General features: G+C 65.6%; 18 protein-coding genes. 8 read left to right on the top strand and 10 right to left on the bottom strand.

Annotated elements, in window-relative coordinates; translation table 11 throughout:
- Positions 1-14 precede the first annotated feature (14 nt).
- A complete protein-coding gene (locus tag EG850_RS11575) occupies positions 15-818 on the bottom strand; it encodes an aspartate-alanine antiporter-like transporter (RefSeq protein ID WP_124973640.1) in 804 nt (267 codons plus the stop codon).
- On the opposite strand from EG850_RS11575, the gene EG850_RS11580 reads away from it, so the two are divergent.
- Both EG850_RS11580 and EG850_RS11585 read left to right on the top strand, forming a co-directional pair.
- A complete protein-coding gene (locus EG850_RS11580; RefSeq protein ID WP_124973642.1) occupies positions 778-1,467 on the top strand; it encodes a pirin family protein in 690 nt (229 codons plus the stop codon). The genes EG850_RS11575 and EG850_RS11580 overlap by 41 nt on opposite strands.
- Positions 1,468-1,504: 37 nt before the next feature.
- Positions 1,505-1,864, top strand: a complete 360-nt coding sequence (locus tag EG850_RS11585) for a GNAT family N-acetyltransferase (protein ID WP_124973644.1) — start codon at positions 1,505-1,507, stop codon at positions 1,862-1,864.
- 175 nt (positions 1,865-2,039) lie between these two features.
- On the opposite strand, the gene EG850_RS11590 is transcribed toward EG850_RS11585, so the two are convergent.
- Together EG850_RS11590 and EG850_RS11595 are read right to left on the bottom strand one after the other, a co-directional pair.
- Entirely contained in the window at positions 2,040-2,657 is a 618-nt protein-coding gene (locus tag EG850_RS11590; RefSeq protein ID WP_124973646.1) for a DUF4303 domain-containing protein, read from the bottom strand.
- 62 nt (positions 2,658-2,719) lie between these two features.
- Positions 2,720-3,688 (bottom strand): diaminopimelate dehydrogenase, encoded by a 969-nt coding sequence (locus EG850_RS11595; RefSeq protein WP_124973648.1) that lies wholly within the window; start codon positions 3,686-3,688, stop codon positions 2,720-2,722.
- Positions 3,689-3,805: 117 nt separating this feature from the next.
- Between EG850_RS11595 and EG850_RS11600 the strand changes: the two genes are divergently transcribed.
- Positions 3,806-4,573 (top strand): SDR family oxidoreductase, encoded by a 768-nt coding sequence (locus EG850_RS11600; RefSeq protein WP_124973650.1) that lies wholly within the window; start codon positions 3,806-3,808, stop codon positions 4,571-4,573.
- A 9-nt stretch (positions 4,574-4,582) separates the two neighbouring features.
- A complete protein-coding gene (locus EG850_RS11605) occupies positions 4,583-5,284 on the top strand; it encodes an MOSC domain-containing protein (RefSeq protein WP_235829309.1) in 702 nt (233 codons plus the stop codon).
- Between the two features lie 25 nt (positions 5,285-5,309).
- On the opposite strand, the gene EG850_RS13330 is transcribed toward EG850_RS11605, so the two are convergent.
- The gene (locus tag EG850_RS13330; protein WP_185715050.1) at positions 5,310-5,603 is read right to left on the bottom strand and encodes an amphi-Trp domain-containing protein; all 294 of its coding nucleotides are present in this window, start codon (positions 5,601-5,603) and stop codon (positions 5,310-5,312) included.
- Between the two features lie 149 nt (positions 5,604-5,752).
- On the opposite strand from EG850_RS13330, the gene EG850_RS11615 reads away from it, so the two are divergent.
- On the top strand, positions 5,753-6,823 hold the full coding sequence (locus EG850_RS11615; protein WP_235829310.1) for an EamA family transporter: 1,071 nt from the start codon (positions 5,753-5,755) through the stop codon (positions 6,821-6,823).
- On the opposite strand, the gene EG850_RS11620 is transcribed toward EG850_RS11615, so the two are convergent.
- From EG850_RS11620 to EG850_RS11630, 3 genes are read right to left on the bottom strand one after another with little or no spacing between them, the layout of a single operon-like run.
- A complete protein-coding gene (locus EG850_RS11620; protein WP_124973654.1) occupies positions 6,767-7,759 on the bottom strand; it encodes a phosphatidate cytidylyltransferase in 993 nt (330 codons plus the stop codon). The genes EG850_RS11615 and EG850_RS11620 overlap by 57 nt on opposite strands.
- Complete coding sequence (locus tag EG850_RS11625; protein ID WP_185715051.1) at positions 7,756-8,529, bottom strand: lysophospholipid acyltransferase family protein; 774 nt, start codon at positions 8,527-8,529, stop codon at positions 7,756-7,758. The genes EG850_RS11620 and EG850_RS11625 overlap by 4 nt, the downstream gene beginning before the upstream one ends.
- On the bottom strand, positions 8,526-9,233 hold the full coding sequence (locus EG850_RS11630) for a CDP-alcohol phosphatidyltransferase family protein (protein ID WP_124973658.1): 708 nt from the start codon (positions 9,231-9,233) through the stop codon (positions 8,526-8,528). The genes EG850_RS11625 and EG850_RS11630 overlap by 4 nt, the downstream gene beginning before the upstream one ends.
- A gap of 88 nt (positions 9,234-9,321) precedes the next feature.
- Between EG850_RS11630 and EG850_RS11635 the strand changes: the two genes are divergently transcribed.
- Both EG850_RS11635 and EG850_RS11640 read left to right on the top strand, forming a co-directional pair.
- Positions 9,322-9,939: a hypothetical protein gene (locus EG850_RS11635; protein WP_124973660.1), complete on the top strand. Its 618-nt coding sequence runs from the start codon at positions 9,322-9,324 to the stop codon at positions 9,937-9,939.
- Between the two features lie 9 nt (positions 9,940-9,948).
- Positions 9,949-11,202 (top strand): alpha/beta fold hydrolase, encoded by a 1,254-nt coding sequence (locus EG850_RS11640; protein ID WP_124973662.1) that lies wholly within the window; start codon positions 9,949-9,951, stop codon positions 11,200-11,202.
- Positions 11,203-11,310: 108 nt separating this feature from the next.
- Here the strand turns inward: EG850_RS11640 and EG850_RS11645 are convergent, their stop codons facing one another.
- The 3 genes from EG850_RS11645 to EG850_RS11655 all read right to left on the bottom strand — a co-directional run bounded on the left by EG850_RS11645 (position 11,311) and on the right by EG850_RS11655 (position 14,036).
- The gene (locus EG850_RS11645) at positions 11,311-11,952 is read right to left on the bottom strand and encodes an SIMPL domain-containing protein (RefSeq protein ID WP_124973664.1); all 642 of its coding nucleotides are present in this window, start codon (positions 11,950-11,952) and stop codon (positions 11,311-11,313) included.
- Positions 11,953-11,983: 31 nt separating this feature from the next.
- On the bottom strand, positions 11,984-12,757 hold the full coding sequence (locus EG850_RS11650) for a TSUP family transporter (protein ID WP_235829313.1): 774 nt from the start codon (positions 12,755-12,757) through the stop codon (positions 11,984-11,986).
- Between the two features lie 106 nt (positions 12,758-12,863).
- The gene (locus tag EG850_RS11655) at positions 12,864-14,036 is read right to left on the bottom strand and encodes a pyridoxal phosphate-dependent aminotransferase (protein ID WP_124973668.1); all 1,173 of its coding nucleotides are present in this window, start codon (positions 14,034-14,036) and stop codon (positions 12,864-12,866) included.
- A 69-nt stretch (positions 14,037-14,105) separates the two neighbouring features.
- Here EG850_RS11655 and tpx point away from each other — a divergent pair, with 69 nt between their 5' ends.
- Positions 14,106-14,606 carry a thiol peroxidase gene (gene tpx, locus EG850_RS11660; RefSeq protein WP_124973670.1) on the top strand — a complete coding sequence of 167 codons (501 nt, stop codon included), beginning with the start codon at positions 14,106-14,108 and terminating at the stop codon, positions 14,604-14,606.
- Positions 14,607-14,695 lie beyond the last annotated feature (89 nt).

The raw sequence follows: 14,695 nt of genomic DNA on the forward strand, positions 1-14,695 counted from the left end.
CCCGCGGACCCCAGCTACACCCTCAACTGCGAAGAGCCCAGATACATGCGCAGATCGCCAATGCGCGTCCCGGCGAGCTCGGGGTTGGAGAGCACGAACGGGCGCACCTCGACGTCGCGGCGGTCGTGAAAGAGGCGCTGATCGCAGATTTCGCCGAGCGCCGCCACGGCCGTTTCGATCGCGGGCACGCTACCGACGACCTCAACGATGTCGCCGTCGATGAAGTGGTCGTAGCGGGTGACGACGGTGGTCTCGCCGCCGCGGCGACGGGCTGAAATGCGGATGTCACCGGCCGACCAGCCGGGCACCTCGCCCGCGACCGCGTCGTGATGCACGAGCACTGTGCGCGCGGTGATTTCCTCGGCGGATGCTGGGGCTGGGTCGTTGCGCGCCGACCACTTGCGACCGACGAGCAATGCCACGGCGGCAATCGCGAGGATCACGCCGACGAGGTACCCGATGCAGTAACCAATCGCGGGCTGCTGAGTGCCGCTGAGCTCTTGGGCAAGCGCCATCGCCGGGGTGGAGGTGAGGGCACCGGTGAACACACCGACCGAGATTGCTCGGTCGAGACCCATGAGCATGCCCACGAGCACGGCCGAGGCGCCGGCGACCGCGACGACTGCGATCGCCGCGACCATGACCCCGGCTTGGCGACGAAGGTCTTTGAAGAATGTCTGGCCGGCGGCAAGGCCGATGAGATAGACGAAAATGCCGAGTCCGAGGTTCTGAAACACCACGAGCGGCGCTCCGGCCTCGGGAACGAGGGCGCCCGCGATGAGGCCGACAAACAGTGCGCCAGCAACCCCGAACTTCAGCGGTCAAAACGGCATCACCCACTCGGAGTTCTCGACGGCAGAGACAACGATTTTGCACGGCGCGCAGCTCTGGTATGCGTTCCCTGACCGTGCTCGCGACACCCCACCGGGGTTCCAATCGCATCGACCCGAGGTGCTTGAGGGGGAGGGGTGGACCGCCCGCGTCTTCCTCGGGTCGCTCCTCGGGTCGACGTCACCGGTGCGCACGCATCTGCCACTCACCGGCGCGGAATTGCGCCTCGAGCCTGGCGCCGAGATGGTCATTTCGGTGCCTACCGATCATGAGCACGGCATCCTCGCGGTGTCGGGCTCGGTGTCGGTGGATGGCGTTGACGTGCCGTCTGCGCATCTTGCCGTGGTCGGCACCGGCCGCGCCGAGTTCACCGTGGTCGCTGGGGATGAGCCGGTGATCGCGCTCGTCATCGGTGGCGAGCCGCTCGGTGAGCGCATCGTCATGTGGTGGAACTTCATTGGCCGCAGCCACGAAGAAATCGTTGAGATGCGCGCCGACTACATGCGAGAAATGGGCTTCGAAGACGCCGAAGGGAATCCGGTCGACGATCTACGATTCGGGCCATTCCCAGCCGACACCCCGGCTCCGCTACCAGCGCCCGAGTTGCCGACGGTGCGCATCCTGCCCCGTGGTTAGCCAGGCAATTGTTCTGTTGTTTTGAAGGAGAGTAGTCATGACCGAACCCGACGTCAGCATCGACAACCCGCGCATCGTGCGTGGTGCCGAGTCGCGCTATGAGATTCACGTGGATGACTCGGGTTCGCCCGCGGGCATCGCCGCATTTGTGGATGCACCGGGTGCCGATGGCGTGATCGAGCGCATCTTCCCGCACACCGTCGTTGGCGAGCAGTTTGGTGGCAAGGGGCTCGCCTCGAAGCTCGTGCGCGTCGCACTCGATGAGACGATCGCGGATGGGCACCGAATTGTCGCGATGTGCCCGTATGTGGCGAGCTGGGTTGAGAAGCACCCGGACTACCAAGAGCACGTCGTCGAGGCGACGCAGGCGCACTTGCGGGCACTCGGGATTCGGTAGGGCACGGGGTTTCGCACGGGGTTTCGATACGCCGCTGCGCGGCTACTCAACCAACCAACAGCACGCCTGGTTGGTCGAGTAGGCCGAAGGTCGTATCGAGGCCCCGCGCCTACTCAACCAACCACTCCTTACCTGGTTGGTCGAGTAGCGGCAAAGCCGCGTATCGAGACCCGGCCTACAACTCCTCGTCGCCCTCGTAGGGGTCGTCGTCGTTGATCTCAGCCCGCCAGAACGCCTGGGCTGAGGCGATGTGATCGTCATCGCGCCCAGGGTTGAGCGCCTCGAGTGAGTCGAGCACTTCCTCCAAGCGCTCCTCGCTATCGACAACGAACAGCACTGGGTTTGAGCCGTGACGGCCGAAGGCATTGCGCACCGCATCCGAACCGAGCGCACGTTCGAATGCAAGATCAGTTGCCGTCAACCACTCAAGTGGCCACACATCGGCAGGCACCACATCGGGATGCGCATCGGCCCACTCGCCGAGCTCATCCGCGATGCGCTCGACGTCACCCTCAGGGGTATCAAGGTAGAAGTCCCACTCTTGCGGCCACCAGCGATAGGTCGCGAGGAGCAGCGCATCCGTCTCATCCTCGTCAGCTTCATTGAGCATCTCGAGATAGTGCGCTTCGGTGTTCACGGCAAACGCAGAAATCGTGTTGCCATCAGTCACCACGATCGCCGCGGCATACACATTGCTGCCTTCGAAGTCGTCGACACTGTCGTCGATTGCGGCCACGAGAGCGGCGGTGAAGCGTTCGGTCCAGTCGTCGAGGAACTTCTGCAGGGCATCCATGCCGCCAAATCTAGCGGGCACAGTGTCGTTCGTGCTTCGAGAACCTCAGCATGCGGTGCTCGTTAGACGTCGCGGGCGATGAGTTCATCGAGCGAGGCGGGGGAGAGGAGGTACGGCGCGACCTCGAGCACCGTCACCGCACCCACCCGACCTTCGGCGCGCATCCGAGCTGCCGCTCGGCCGTAAGCGACCATCGCGGCGCCGGTGAAGTCGGGGTTGCGTTCGAGTTCGAGCGAGAACTCGACCGTCGACCGCGATCCGGCCAAATCACCCGAGGTAATCACGCGGCCTCCGTGCGGCATGCCCTGGTGATCGCGCTCGAACTCGTCTTCCGAGACGAACTCCACCGTGGTCTCGTAGCCAACGAAATAGTCGGGCATGGTCACAATGGCTTCGCGGATGCGGTCGTGATCGGCAGCATCAGCGACGACAACACCGTGACGTTGGTGCGCATCCTTGCCGGAAATCTCAGCCCCGCCGGTGCGCGCGGCGGCAAGCGCCTCCTCGCGCGGCACGGTGTACTGCACGCCACGGATGACACCGGGGATGCGACGAATCGCATCCGAGTGCCCCTGCGAGAGCCCAGGGCCCCAGAAGGTGTGTTGCTCGGCGCTGGGAAAGAGCGCCTCGGCGAGCGTGCGGTTGATCGAGAAGAGACCAGGATCCCAACCGGTCGAGATCATTGCGACATTGCCACCGTCGCGGGCCGCAGCATCCATTTCCGTGCGGTGGCTCGGGATGAGCTTGTGGTTGTCGTAAGTGTCGACCGTGGTGAAGAGCTTGGCGAAGCCGGCGGCTTGCTCGGGAATGTCGGTCGCGCTGCCGAGGCAGAGGAAGAGGACGTCGATCTCGCCAGCGTGGTCGGCGGCGTTCGCCACGGGGAAGACCGGGGCGTCGGTGTCGAGCGCGTCGCGGCGCGAGAAAATTCCGACGAGCTCCATATCCGGTTGCAGTGCCACGAGGCGTTCAACGCTGCGGCCGAGGTTGCCGTAGCCAACGATGGCGGCGCGGATGGGGGTGGGAGCAGTCACGTGCGGATCCTCTCTTGGGCGAACCCTGCCACGATACCGAGCCGCGCTCAGGCGTGGTGCATCTTGGCTCGCTAGGTTCTAAATGAACGCAATTTGTACACTGATAAGGAAGTCAGCATGTCGCAACTCACCCTCACCGATCGCGTTGTCATTGTTACCGGAGCGGGCTCAGGCATTGGCCGAGTCACCGCCGAGCAGGCTGCCGCCGCTGGCGCGCACGTCATCGTCGCCGACCTCGCCGAAGGTCCCGCGAACGAAACCGTTGAACTCATCCGCTCGGCCGACGGCGCCGCCACCGCCGTCGTCGGTGACATCTCAGAACCCGAAGTTGTCGACCGGCTCATCGCCACGGCCACCGAGCAGGGCACCCTGCGCGGTGTGGTGAACAACGCCGGTGTGATGGACCTCTTCGCCGGTGTCGGCGACACCGACGACGCCACTTGGGAGCGCTGCCTGCGCGTCAACGTCACGGCACCGTTCCTGCTCATGCGCGCGGCGATGCCCGCGCTCATCGCCTCGGGCGGATCGATCGTCAACGTCGCCTCAGAAGCCGGCATCCGCGGTGCCGCGGCTGGTGCCGCCTACACCTCGTCGAAGCACGCGCTCGTCGGTCTCACCAAGAACACGGCCTACACCTATGGCAAGCAGGGCGTGCGCTGCAACGCGGTTGCACCCGGCGGCGTCGAGACCAACATCATGTCGTCGATTGACCCCACCAAGATCAACCAGGCGGGCATGGCGGCCCTCGGCCCCGTGCATGCCTCGGCCGTGCGCATGGCGCAGTCGAGCGAGCTGGCCGCACTCATCCTTTTCCTCCTCGCCGATGAGGCGAGCAATGTCAACGGCGCCATCATCCCCTGCGACGCGGGCTGGTCGGCTGGCTAACGAGGCAGTGTGAACGAGTCGTCGGTCGAGCAACCAGTTCTCGAAGGCTGCATTCGCGCGGTGCGCACCGGTGAGGTGCGCGTGCAGCAGTGGGGTGGTCGGGAGATCTCAACCGGCGCGGCGAAATCGGTGGCGGTGGCGCCCGTGCGGGCCACCGCCACCGGTCTCATTGGGGATGCACAGGGCAATCTGCGGGTGCACGGCGGACCCGAAAAGGCGATTTGCTGCTATGCGGCCGAGCACTATGCACAATGGCGTGCCGACGGCATCGAATTACCCGATGGTGCGCTCTTTGAAAACCTCACGCTCGAAGGCGTCGTCGATGCCGATGTGCATCTCGGCGATGTGTTTGAACTTGGGCGCATTCGTGTGCAGGTAACCCAGCCGCGGCGGCCCTGCACCACCGTGTCGGCGCGCTGGGAGCGACGCGAACTGCCACGGCTCATGCAGGACCGCGGACGCGTCGGCTACTACCTGCGGGTGCTGGTCGAAGGAGAGATTGCCGCGGGTGACCGGATGCACTTGATCGAGCGGTTGCCAAACTCGGTTTCGGTCGCCGAAGTGAACCGGATCATGAACGTCGACCGCACCGATCGGGAAGGCATCGCCCGACTCCTCGCCTCGCCAGAGTTACCGGAGCGTTGGCGAGCGACGCTCGAGCGTCGGCTTGCGGGCGAACTGGAAGACGACTCAGCGCGGCTCGGCACTTAGGCAGGCCAAGGAAACGCGAGCGAATCTACGAGATCGTGAGCGTGCCCGAGGCCGCCTCATCGATCGGCTGACCATTCGCATCGAGGTGCCACTCAACTTCAATCTCGAGCTCGCGCTTCGTGCTCTCGAGGCTGATTTCGTCGCTCACCTCGATGCTCACGCGCAACTCTGAGGGCAGTTCGATTACGGCGCGGCTTTCGCCCTGTGAGAGCGTCACCCGGCCCTCGTCGATGCGGTCGGCGATGTTGTGCAGCAGGTCAGCGAGCCGCTCGCGGCTCATATCAGACTCGGTCTTGAACACCTTGATGGACTCAGACATGGGGCGACTCCTCTGATCTCTGGCCCGGACTGGAAGTAGTCGCTTGCATTCTCCCAGATCGACCTGGTTACCCCTGGATAGAGCCGATTCGTGACGACACGAACAGCGGCCGATTGGACGCCGCAACGAAACCCGAGGATGCTCTTCTCGTGACCCTGCCCGCATCCAATTCCTCCGCCCGTTCGGCTGCCATGCCAGCCCTCCTCATCATCGGCTCGTCGATTTCGCTCCAGATCGGTGCGGCATTCGCCGTGCGACTGTTCCCCGAACTCGGTTCGTGGGGAGTGAATGCACTGCGACTCATGGTGGCCGGTGCGGTGTTGCTCGCGGTCGTGCGTCCGCGCGCCGGCGGTTGGACGGGTCGGCAATGGCGTTCGGTGCTCCTGCTCGGTCTCGCCATGGGCGGGATGAACGGCACGTTCTACGCGTCGATCGAACACATCCCGCTCGGTACCGCCGTTGCGATTGAGTTCATCGGTCCACTCCTGCTTTCAGCGATTCTGTCGCGGCGGGCGCGCGATCTCATCTGGGTGATCATTGCCGCGCTTGGCATGGGGGCGGTGGCGCTTGACTCGCTTATCGGCGGTAGCGCACTTGATCCGCTTGGCGTCGTGTTTGCGCTCGTGGCGGCGGCATTCTGGGCCGCGTATATCCTTGCCGGCGCCCGTGTCGGCGTGCTTGTCCCCGGGAACGGAGGACTCGGCTTTGCCCTCGTGATTGGTTCGCTCATCTCGGTGCCGCTCGGCTGGGAGGGCATCGGCATGGCGCTCAGCGATTGGCGACTGCTTGGCCTCGCCGTCGCAACCGCGATTCTCGGCTCGCTCTTGCCCTACTCACTCGAGTTCGTGGCGCTACGGCGACTGCCAAAGCCCGTGTTCGGTGTGCTCATGAGCCTCGAGCCTGCGGTCGCAACAATCGGCGGCTGGTTGCTCCTCGCTCAGGTGCCGGGCCCGTGGAAGATCGTCGCGGTGGTGCTCGTCATTGTCGCGAGCATCGGCATCACCCTCGGCGCTCGCAAGGTTGTCGACATCGAACTACCAATCGAGAACCTCTCGACCGGACCGATCGAGTTGCCGCTGCTGCCCGCGCACGTCGATGTGGTCGATCAAGACGTTGGTCCAGATCGCTCGCCGACGGCATCCGCGCCGGGCGAGCAAGACTCGTCAGGCGAAGAAGAAGCGGGTGAGGTGGAAGAAGACCGGCGCCGCGAAGACGAGTGAGTCGACGCGGTCCATAATGCCGCCGTGTCCGGGGATGAGATCGCCGAAGTCTTTGACGCCGCGATCGCGTTTGATGGAGCTCATCACGAGACCACCGGCAAAGCCCATGAGGCAGGCGATGAATGCGAACAGTGCCGCCTGCCACGGCGCGAAGGGTGTTGCCCACCACAGGGCCGCGCCGAGGGCGGTGGCGCTGAGCACCCCACCGATGAACCCCTCCCAAGTCTTGTTGGGGCTCACTTTCGGGGCTACGGAGTGACGGCCGAGCGTCTTCCCCCAGATGTACTGCAACACATCCGAGCCCTGCACCACGATGATGAGGAAGAGCAGCAGGTTCGCACCTTCCGGGCCGCCGCTGCCCGGCGCCGAACCCTCGGCCACGACGCGCCCGTGGTGCATCGCCACCGGCAATTGCAGGAGCGCGGGCGCGTGGCTGAGCGCGTAGACGCAGACCATGAGGGCCCACTGCACTACGGATGCGCGGCGCAAGAAACCGCGCGTCTCACCCATGAGCGCGGTGCGTGCAGGCAAGAAAAGAAACGCGTAGACGGGGATGAACACTGCAAAGAAGCCGTACCAGTGCTGCCAGACCGAGAAATAGTGCAACGGCAGGATGATCCAGAACATCCACACGAGCGCCCGGTGATCTTGCTGTGTCGTCGGTGAGATGGTGATGAACTCGCGTAGCGCGAGGAATGAGAGCGCGGTGAAGAGCAGGATCGTCACGGTCTCGCCGGCTGCGAGTACGGCCGTGAGCATCGCCGTCATGATCCACCAGGCGCCGACGCGCTGACGCAGATTGGTGATCAGGCTCTCGTGCTTTGGCGCGCGCAGCGTGCGCGAGAGGATGAACGTGACGATGGTGGCGATGACGAGCACGATGCCCACTCCGCCAAGGAGGTGCCAGCCGGTGTCATCGATGAGTCCGATGGTCATGCGGGAGGCTCCTCACTTGTTGGCGGCTCGGGCGATTCGGGTGAGGCTTGTGCCGCACCCTGCGATCCAGCCGCCTGATCGGCGGCGATTTCTTCGGCGGCTTCGGCCTCGGGGTCGGGGAGTGCGCGCTCAATGAGCTGCCGCATCCGAATGAGAAAGTCGTCGTCGCTCTCGTCGGCTCCGATGGTGACCGGCTCGAGAAACGTTGCGGTGCCGAGGAGCGGAACCGGCACGAGGCCTCCCTTTGGCAGGATGCGGCCGAGATTCGCGAGTGCGACCGGGACGAGCGGCACCTCGGGCCGGGCGCGGGCGATGCGCGCGATCCCGGCCTGAAATGCTGCGAGCGAGCGCCCGTCGCCGCGGGTGCCCTCGGGGAAGATAATGAGCGAGTCGCCAGCGTCGAGCACCTCGAGCATCCCCGCCACCTGACGGCGGCGCGGGGCGCCGGGCACGGTGGGGGTGGCCGGTTCGCCCTTACCGCGGTCAACGAGATAGGGATTGAACAGGCGAGTGGCTATGCGACCGCGCGCGCCCGAACCCCAATAGTCGGCGGCGGCGACCGGGCGCGCTTGGCGTCGCAGCCGACCGGGCAGGATCGCCCAAATGGTGAGGAAGTCGAGGTGACTCGAGTGATTCGCGAAGAAGACCGCAGGTGTTGGCAGATCGAGCACCGTGGCCGGGCGGGCGTCGATCGCGGATGAGGTCACGATGGGGCGAGCCCCGGTGACGATGCGCACACCGAGCGCCACGAGCGATTGGGCGACGGTCACGGCTGGGCCTCGGCGGCAGCCCGCGCCCGCAGGGCCGCGGTGATGCGACGCAAGCGCACGATGACGGTGATGAGTGATCCGAGCGCAATCACCGCGAGGGCCATGGTGAGCACGATGCCGCGCGGCCAGCCAAGTGGCGCTTCGAGGAGCGAGACAAGGCAGGCGAGCACGAGCACCCACATCCGCGGTGGCTTCGCCATCGGGCCATCGAAGAAGTTACCGACACCGTTTGCGGCACCGAGGGTGCGCACATAGGCAGTCAGCACCGCGAGGGCCGCGGCGAGCCAGCCGAGCGCGACGCCGAGGTCGACGCCGCCGCTCAGCCACACCGATGCGGTCGCATAACCGGCGCCTGCGATCACCACGAGGTCGGCAATGCGATCGGGCAGCTCATTGAACAGGTCACCGGTTGGGGTGTGCATCCCGCGTTCAACGGCGAGCATGCCGTCGAGCATGTTGAGCAGCAAGCGCAACGGCATCAGGCAGGCGGCCGTGATGAGGAGGCCCAGCCGAGCACCGTCGCCGACAAACGCCGATGCCGCGAGCGCGACCGCAGCTCCGAGGGCAACGATGACCGAGAGCAACGAGATGGTGTTCGGTGTGAGTCGCAGCGTCGCGAGCAGATCGGCAATGCGCGCAGCCCACCGAGTGGAACGCTGCGGAATCGTGCGGCGATCGAGTCCGGAGTTCGGTGCGTCATCCATGCAGGCAGACTATGCCCCGCCCACGACGCCGACGACCAACTGGGGATGCATTCGAGTCGTGCCCAGCGGCATCCGGCAGGATGCACGCATGGGCAAGACACGTGACCACCTCATTGCGGGGCTCTGGGGCGCCGCCGAAGCCACCTGCTTTTTCATCGTGCCGGATGTGTGGCTCTCGCGGATCGCGACGAAGTCCCCGCGCCGGGCGATGTGGGCGTCGGTCACCGCCCTCATCGGGGCCGTGGCCGGAGGGATCGCGACGTACCAGTGGGGCTCCCGCACGCATCCCGAAGCGTCAAAGGCGGCGTTACGACGGTTGCCTGCGATCTCAGCGGCGATGATCGAGCGTTGCGAGACCGACCTCAGCGAGAAGGGCACGGGCGCCATGCTCAGCGGCCCATTGCGCGGTGTGCCCTACAAGATTTATGCGCGCACGGCGGGGATGCAGCGGCGCTCGCTACCGGAGTTCATTGCCTGGTCGGTGCCGGCCCGCATCCCGAGGTTCTTGCTGGTCTCGGCGCTCGCGACCGGGCTGACGCGCGGTTCGGAGCGGGTGCTTGGCGTGGCGCGCACAGCGCGACTTTCGGGACCGGTACACACGGTCTTCTGGATCGCGTTTTATGCCTGGTATCTGCGCACGGTTGGGCGTGAGCCGAGGGCTGATGGGCGGGCCGACGCGCAAGGAAGCGCGAGTGCTGCGCGATAGCATCCGCTCATGACCACGACTACCCGAAAGCTTGGCGAACTTCGCCTCGACGACCACACGCTCACCCTCCCGCTCACGACCGATCCGGCAGATAGCCGCACGATCGACGTGTTTGCGCGAGTGGCAACTCGGCCAGGCGGCGAGGAGTTGCCGTACCTCGTCTTCTTGCAGGGTGGTCCCGGGGTGGAGGCGCCGCGCGTCGCGCTCGACCCGATGACACCGAACTGGCTCGGTACCGCGCTCGAACACTACCGACTCGTGCTGCTCGACCAGCGCGGCACCGGTCGTTCGACCCCGGTCGGTGACGGGCTGCTCGAAGGACGCACGGCTGACGAGGTCGCCGAATACCTCACGCATCTGCGCGCCGATGGCATCGTGCGTGACTCCGAAGCCGTGCGCGAGTTCTTGGGCGTCGAGACGTGGTCGACACTCGGCCAATCGTTCGGCGGATTCACGACGCTGCACTATCTCTCAACGCATCCAGAATCGCTCGAGCACGTCTACATCACCGGCGGACTCTCGGCGATCGACCGTCCCGCCGACGATGTGTATGCGCTCTGCTACGACAAGATGCGCGTGAACACTGAGGCGTACTACCGCCGATTCCCGGAGCATCGCGAGATCGTGCGCGACCTTGTGGCGCGAGCGGAGGCGGGGGAGATTGTGCTGCCCGATGGTGAGGTTGTTTCGCCCTCACGTCTGCGTAGCCTCGGGCATTCGCTTGGCTCGAACGATGGCTGGCTCGCGTTGCATGACCTGCTCGAACTCGACCCAGCCTCGAATGCGTTCCGCCACGACCTCGCGCGCTTGCTGCCCTATGACGGCCGCAACCCCCTCTACTACGTGATTCACGAGTCGTCATATGCCGATGGCGTGGTGACCGACTGGGCGGCGGAGCGCGTTGAGCCGCAGGACTTCCGTGAAGACGTAACCCTGCTCACCGGCGAGCACGTGCGCCGCGAGTGGCTCGAGACGGTACCGGCGTTGCGACCGTGGCGCGAGGTCGCCGAGAAGATTGCCGAGCATCCTTGGCCGAAGCTCTACGATGCGGCGGCGCTCGCGGCCTCGGAGGCGAAGGGCGCGGCGGCGGTGTACGCGAACGATGTGTACGTGCCGATTGAGTACTCGCTGGAGACCGCGGCGCACCTGCCGGGCGTGCACCTGCACATCACTTCGGAGCACGAGCACAACGGGCTGCGCGCGAGCGGGGGTTTGGTACTCGCGAAGCTCTTTGACCTGGCGGCTGGGCGGAGCGTGCGCTAGAGGCCACGCGCTGCAAGTGACCCTCTGGTGGCGAAGTAGCCCACCCATGGGTGGGGGAGTTGTCCACGAGACGGCCACTTGCGGGCCGGAGCGTGTGGACGAGCGAGGCTACGCCTCGAATACTGCTTCGACGGCGGCGCTGAGCCAAATGCTCGAGGGCGAGGGTGACACGGTCTCGCCGCCCGCATCCATCACGCTCTTGGCACGCAGATACTGCTCGGCGACCTGCACCGGTTCGTGGCTACCAAGGCCAGGGTCAGCGATCTCCAGGATGCGCACCTCACCCGCACCAGCCGCGGCGGCAAGCACCTCGGCCCGCCGACGCGCATCCCGCACCGCCTCAGCAAGCACCGCGTCGGCATTCGCAGGCTTGGTTTCGGGAGTGAGTGACCATTCCACACCGCGCAATTGCACACCAGGATGCGCGCCCCAAGCGGCAGTGCGCTCGCCAAGCACTTCGAAGTCGCGGAACGCGGCCGTGATCTCGATCGTCACCGTGGTGCGCGGTGGCAGGATGCTGCCGTCGGGCGCCGTCGGCCGCCAGGAATAGCGCTGCGGTGCCTCGAACGAGAACCGCTCAAGCGCGTCAGCAGGGAGCGCCCGCAACTCGGCCTGGATGCGGTTCGCGAGCGATTGCGCCTGCGCCATTGTGGCGGCCGCATCCTCGCCCTCAAATTGCACGGCGAGGCGCGCCAAGCCGATCTCAGCGGCGAGCGATACGGAATGCGAACCACGGACGCGAATCTTCATGCCCGTGAGCGTAGTGGGCCAGGCCGAGATTTCAGCTCGACCGTGCGATGAAGGTATCCCAACTCAGTTTGACGATGAGCGCGGCCGAGACGATGAGGAACGCGAGGCGCACAAACCGCGCACCTCGATCAATTGCGAGGCGCGCGCCGAGATACCCACCGAGCATATTGGCGGCGCCTAGCGCGAGTCCGAGTCCCCAAATCACAGCACCGTGCGGGATGAAAATCATCAACGCCCCGAGGTTGGTGGCGAAATTCACCAGCCTGGCTTTCGCACTCGCCTGCAAGAAGTCGTAGCCGAGCATGGTGACGAGTCCGATGACGAGGAACGAGCCGGTGCCCGGCCCGAGCAGACCGTCGTAGGCGCCGAGGCCGAAGCCAAGGACGAGGGCGGTGAGCGTGTGGCGGCGGCCGGTGTATCGCAGCTCGTGTTCAAGCCCGAGGTTTGGTTTGAGCGCAGTGAACGTGGCGACGCCGAGGAGGACCACGATGATGATCGGCATGAACACCTGTTTCGGCAGGTACGTGGCGACTGAGGCCCCGAGCATGCTGCCGATGAGCGCAACGGCCGCCATGGGGAGCGCCGTGCGCAAATCCGGTCGAACTCGCCGAATATAGGTCGCGGCACTCGTTGCCGTGCCGAATATCGAACCGAGCTTGTTCGTCGCCAGCGCCTGCACTGGGCTGAGGCCCGGGATGAGCAAGAGCGCAGGTAATTGGATCAGCCCGCCGCCACCGACCACGGCGTCAACAAACCCGGCCATGAATCCCGCGAGGAGGACGAGCGCGAGGAGCCCCAACGACATGCCTTCGGGAAACCAATTGGCGGGAAGCGCCGTGGCCGGGCCGACAGTGGTTGCGGCCGGAGCGAAGTTGACGGCAATCATGCGAGGCAGTGCGGCCGGCGCGCACTCACAGCGTTGCGTTCCGCAAACGATTTGCAGCCGCCACGAGCACCTCCGGGCGCTTACAGAAGGCAAAGCGCACGAGCGAAGCAACTCCACTCGCATCCGCGTAAAACGCCGACATGGGCACGGCCGCCACACCGACACGTTCGGGCAATTCGCGGCAGAAGGCGGCGGCGTCGGTGACGCCGAGTGGTGCGGCATCGGCGACGGCAAAGTAGCCGCCCTCGACCGGTGACACCTCGAATCCGGCATCGCGCAGGGCCGGGACGAGCAGGTCGCGCTGTGCCTGCAAGCCGTCACGAATCGCCGCGAACTCGTGGGCGGGGAGCGTGAGACCGACTGCCGCGCCCTCCTGGAAGGGCCCGGCATTCACATAGGTGAGGAATTGTTTCGTCGTCGTCACGGCATCGATGAGCTCGCGCTGCGCGCAGGCCCAGCCGACTTTCCACCCGGTCGTTGAGAACGTCTTGCCCGCTGACGAGATCGTCACAGTGCGCTCGCGCATCCCGGGTAGCGTCGCGAATGGGATGTGCTCACGGCCATCGAACGCGAGGTGCTCGTAGACCTCATCGGTAATCACGAGGAGGTCGTGCTCCTTGGCGACCCGAGCAATCGCCTCGAGCTCGGCGCGAGAGAACACGTGGCCGGTGGGATTGTGCGGCGAATTCAGGATGAGCACCCGCGATCTCTCGGTGACCGCATCCTTCAGGCGCGCCTCATCGAGTGCAAAGCTCGGGGCATCGAGACGCACCGGCACGAGCGCACCCTGCGCCAGAGCAACATCGGCGGCGTAGGCGTCGTAGAAGGGTTCAAATGCGAGCACCTCATCGCCCGGTTCGACCAGGGCCAGGATGCTCGCCGCGAGCGCCTCGGTTGCCCCGGCCGTGACGAGCACCTCGGTCTCTGGGTCGTAGTCGAGGCCGTACCAATACTGCTCGTGCGCGGCGATCGCCTCGCGCAATTGTGGGATGCCGCGACCCGGCGGGTACTGATTGCGGCCGGCCGCAATGGCGGCGATTGCGGCGTCGAGCACCGCCTGCGGGCCCGGGGAATCCGGAAATCCTTGGCCGAGATTGATGGCATCGTGCGCGAGCGCGAGCGCCGACATCTCCGCGAAAATCGTGGTGCCGAATCCACGCATCCGGGTTACTAAGGGGTTGCCATCGGGGCGAATCATGCGCCCATCGTCGCAGACAGTGCGAGGGTTCGGAGCGTGCGTGCATTCGCGAGTGCAAAGATCTCGCTCATGGCTACTACTGCGCTCCAGGGAAACACTGTCCACCTCACCGGCGACCTGCCCTCGGTCGGTCTCGCCGCGCCCGACTTCGACCTCGTTGGTACCGACCTCGGCTCGGTGCGTCTGGCTGACTACGTCGACCGTCGCGTCGTGCTCAACATCTTCCCGTCGATTGACACCGGTGTCTGCGCGACCTCGGTGCGTGAATTCAACAAGCGTGCTGCCGCGCTCGAGAACACCACGGTGGTCTGCGTGTCGCGCGACCTGCCGTTCGCGCTCGACCGCTTCTGCGGCGCCGAGGGCATTGACAATGTGGTGGTCGCCTCGGCTTTCCGCTCGGAGTTCGGCAACGACTACGGCATTGAGCAGGCTGACGGTCCGCTCAAGGGGCTCCTCGCCCGCGCGGTCGTCGTGACCGACGCCGAGGGCAAGGTGGCCTACACCCAGCTCGTGCCCGAGATCACCGAAGAACCCGACTACGACGCCGCGATTGGCGCCCTGCCCGAATAGGCCTACCCCGCGAATAATCACGCCACACATTTAGCTGAAGGCGCACTTGACCGAGCACGCGTTGAGTGCGCCTTCAGGCGGTTTCCTAC

Source organism: Gulosibacter macacae, from assembly GCF_003865375.1.
Taxonomy (GTDB): Bacteria; Actinomycetota; Actinomycetes; order Actinomycetales; family Microbacteriaceae; genus Gulosibacter; species Gulosibacter macacae.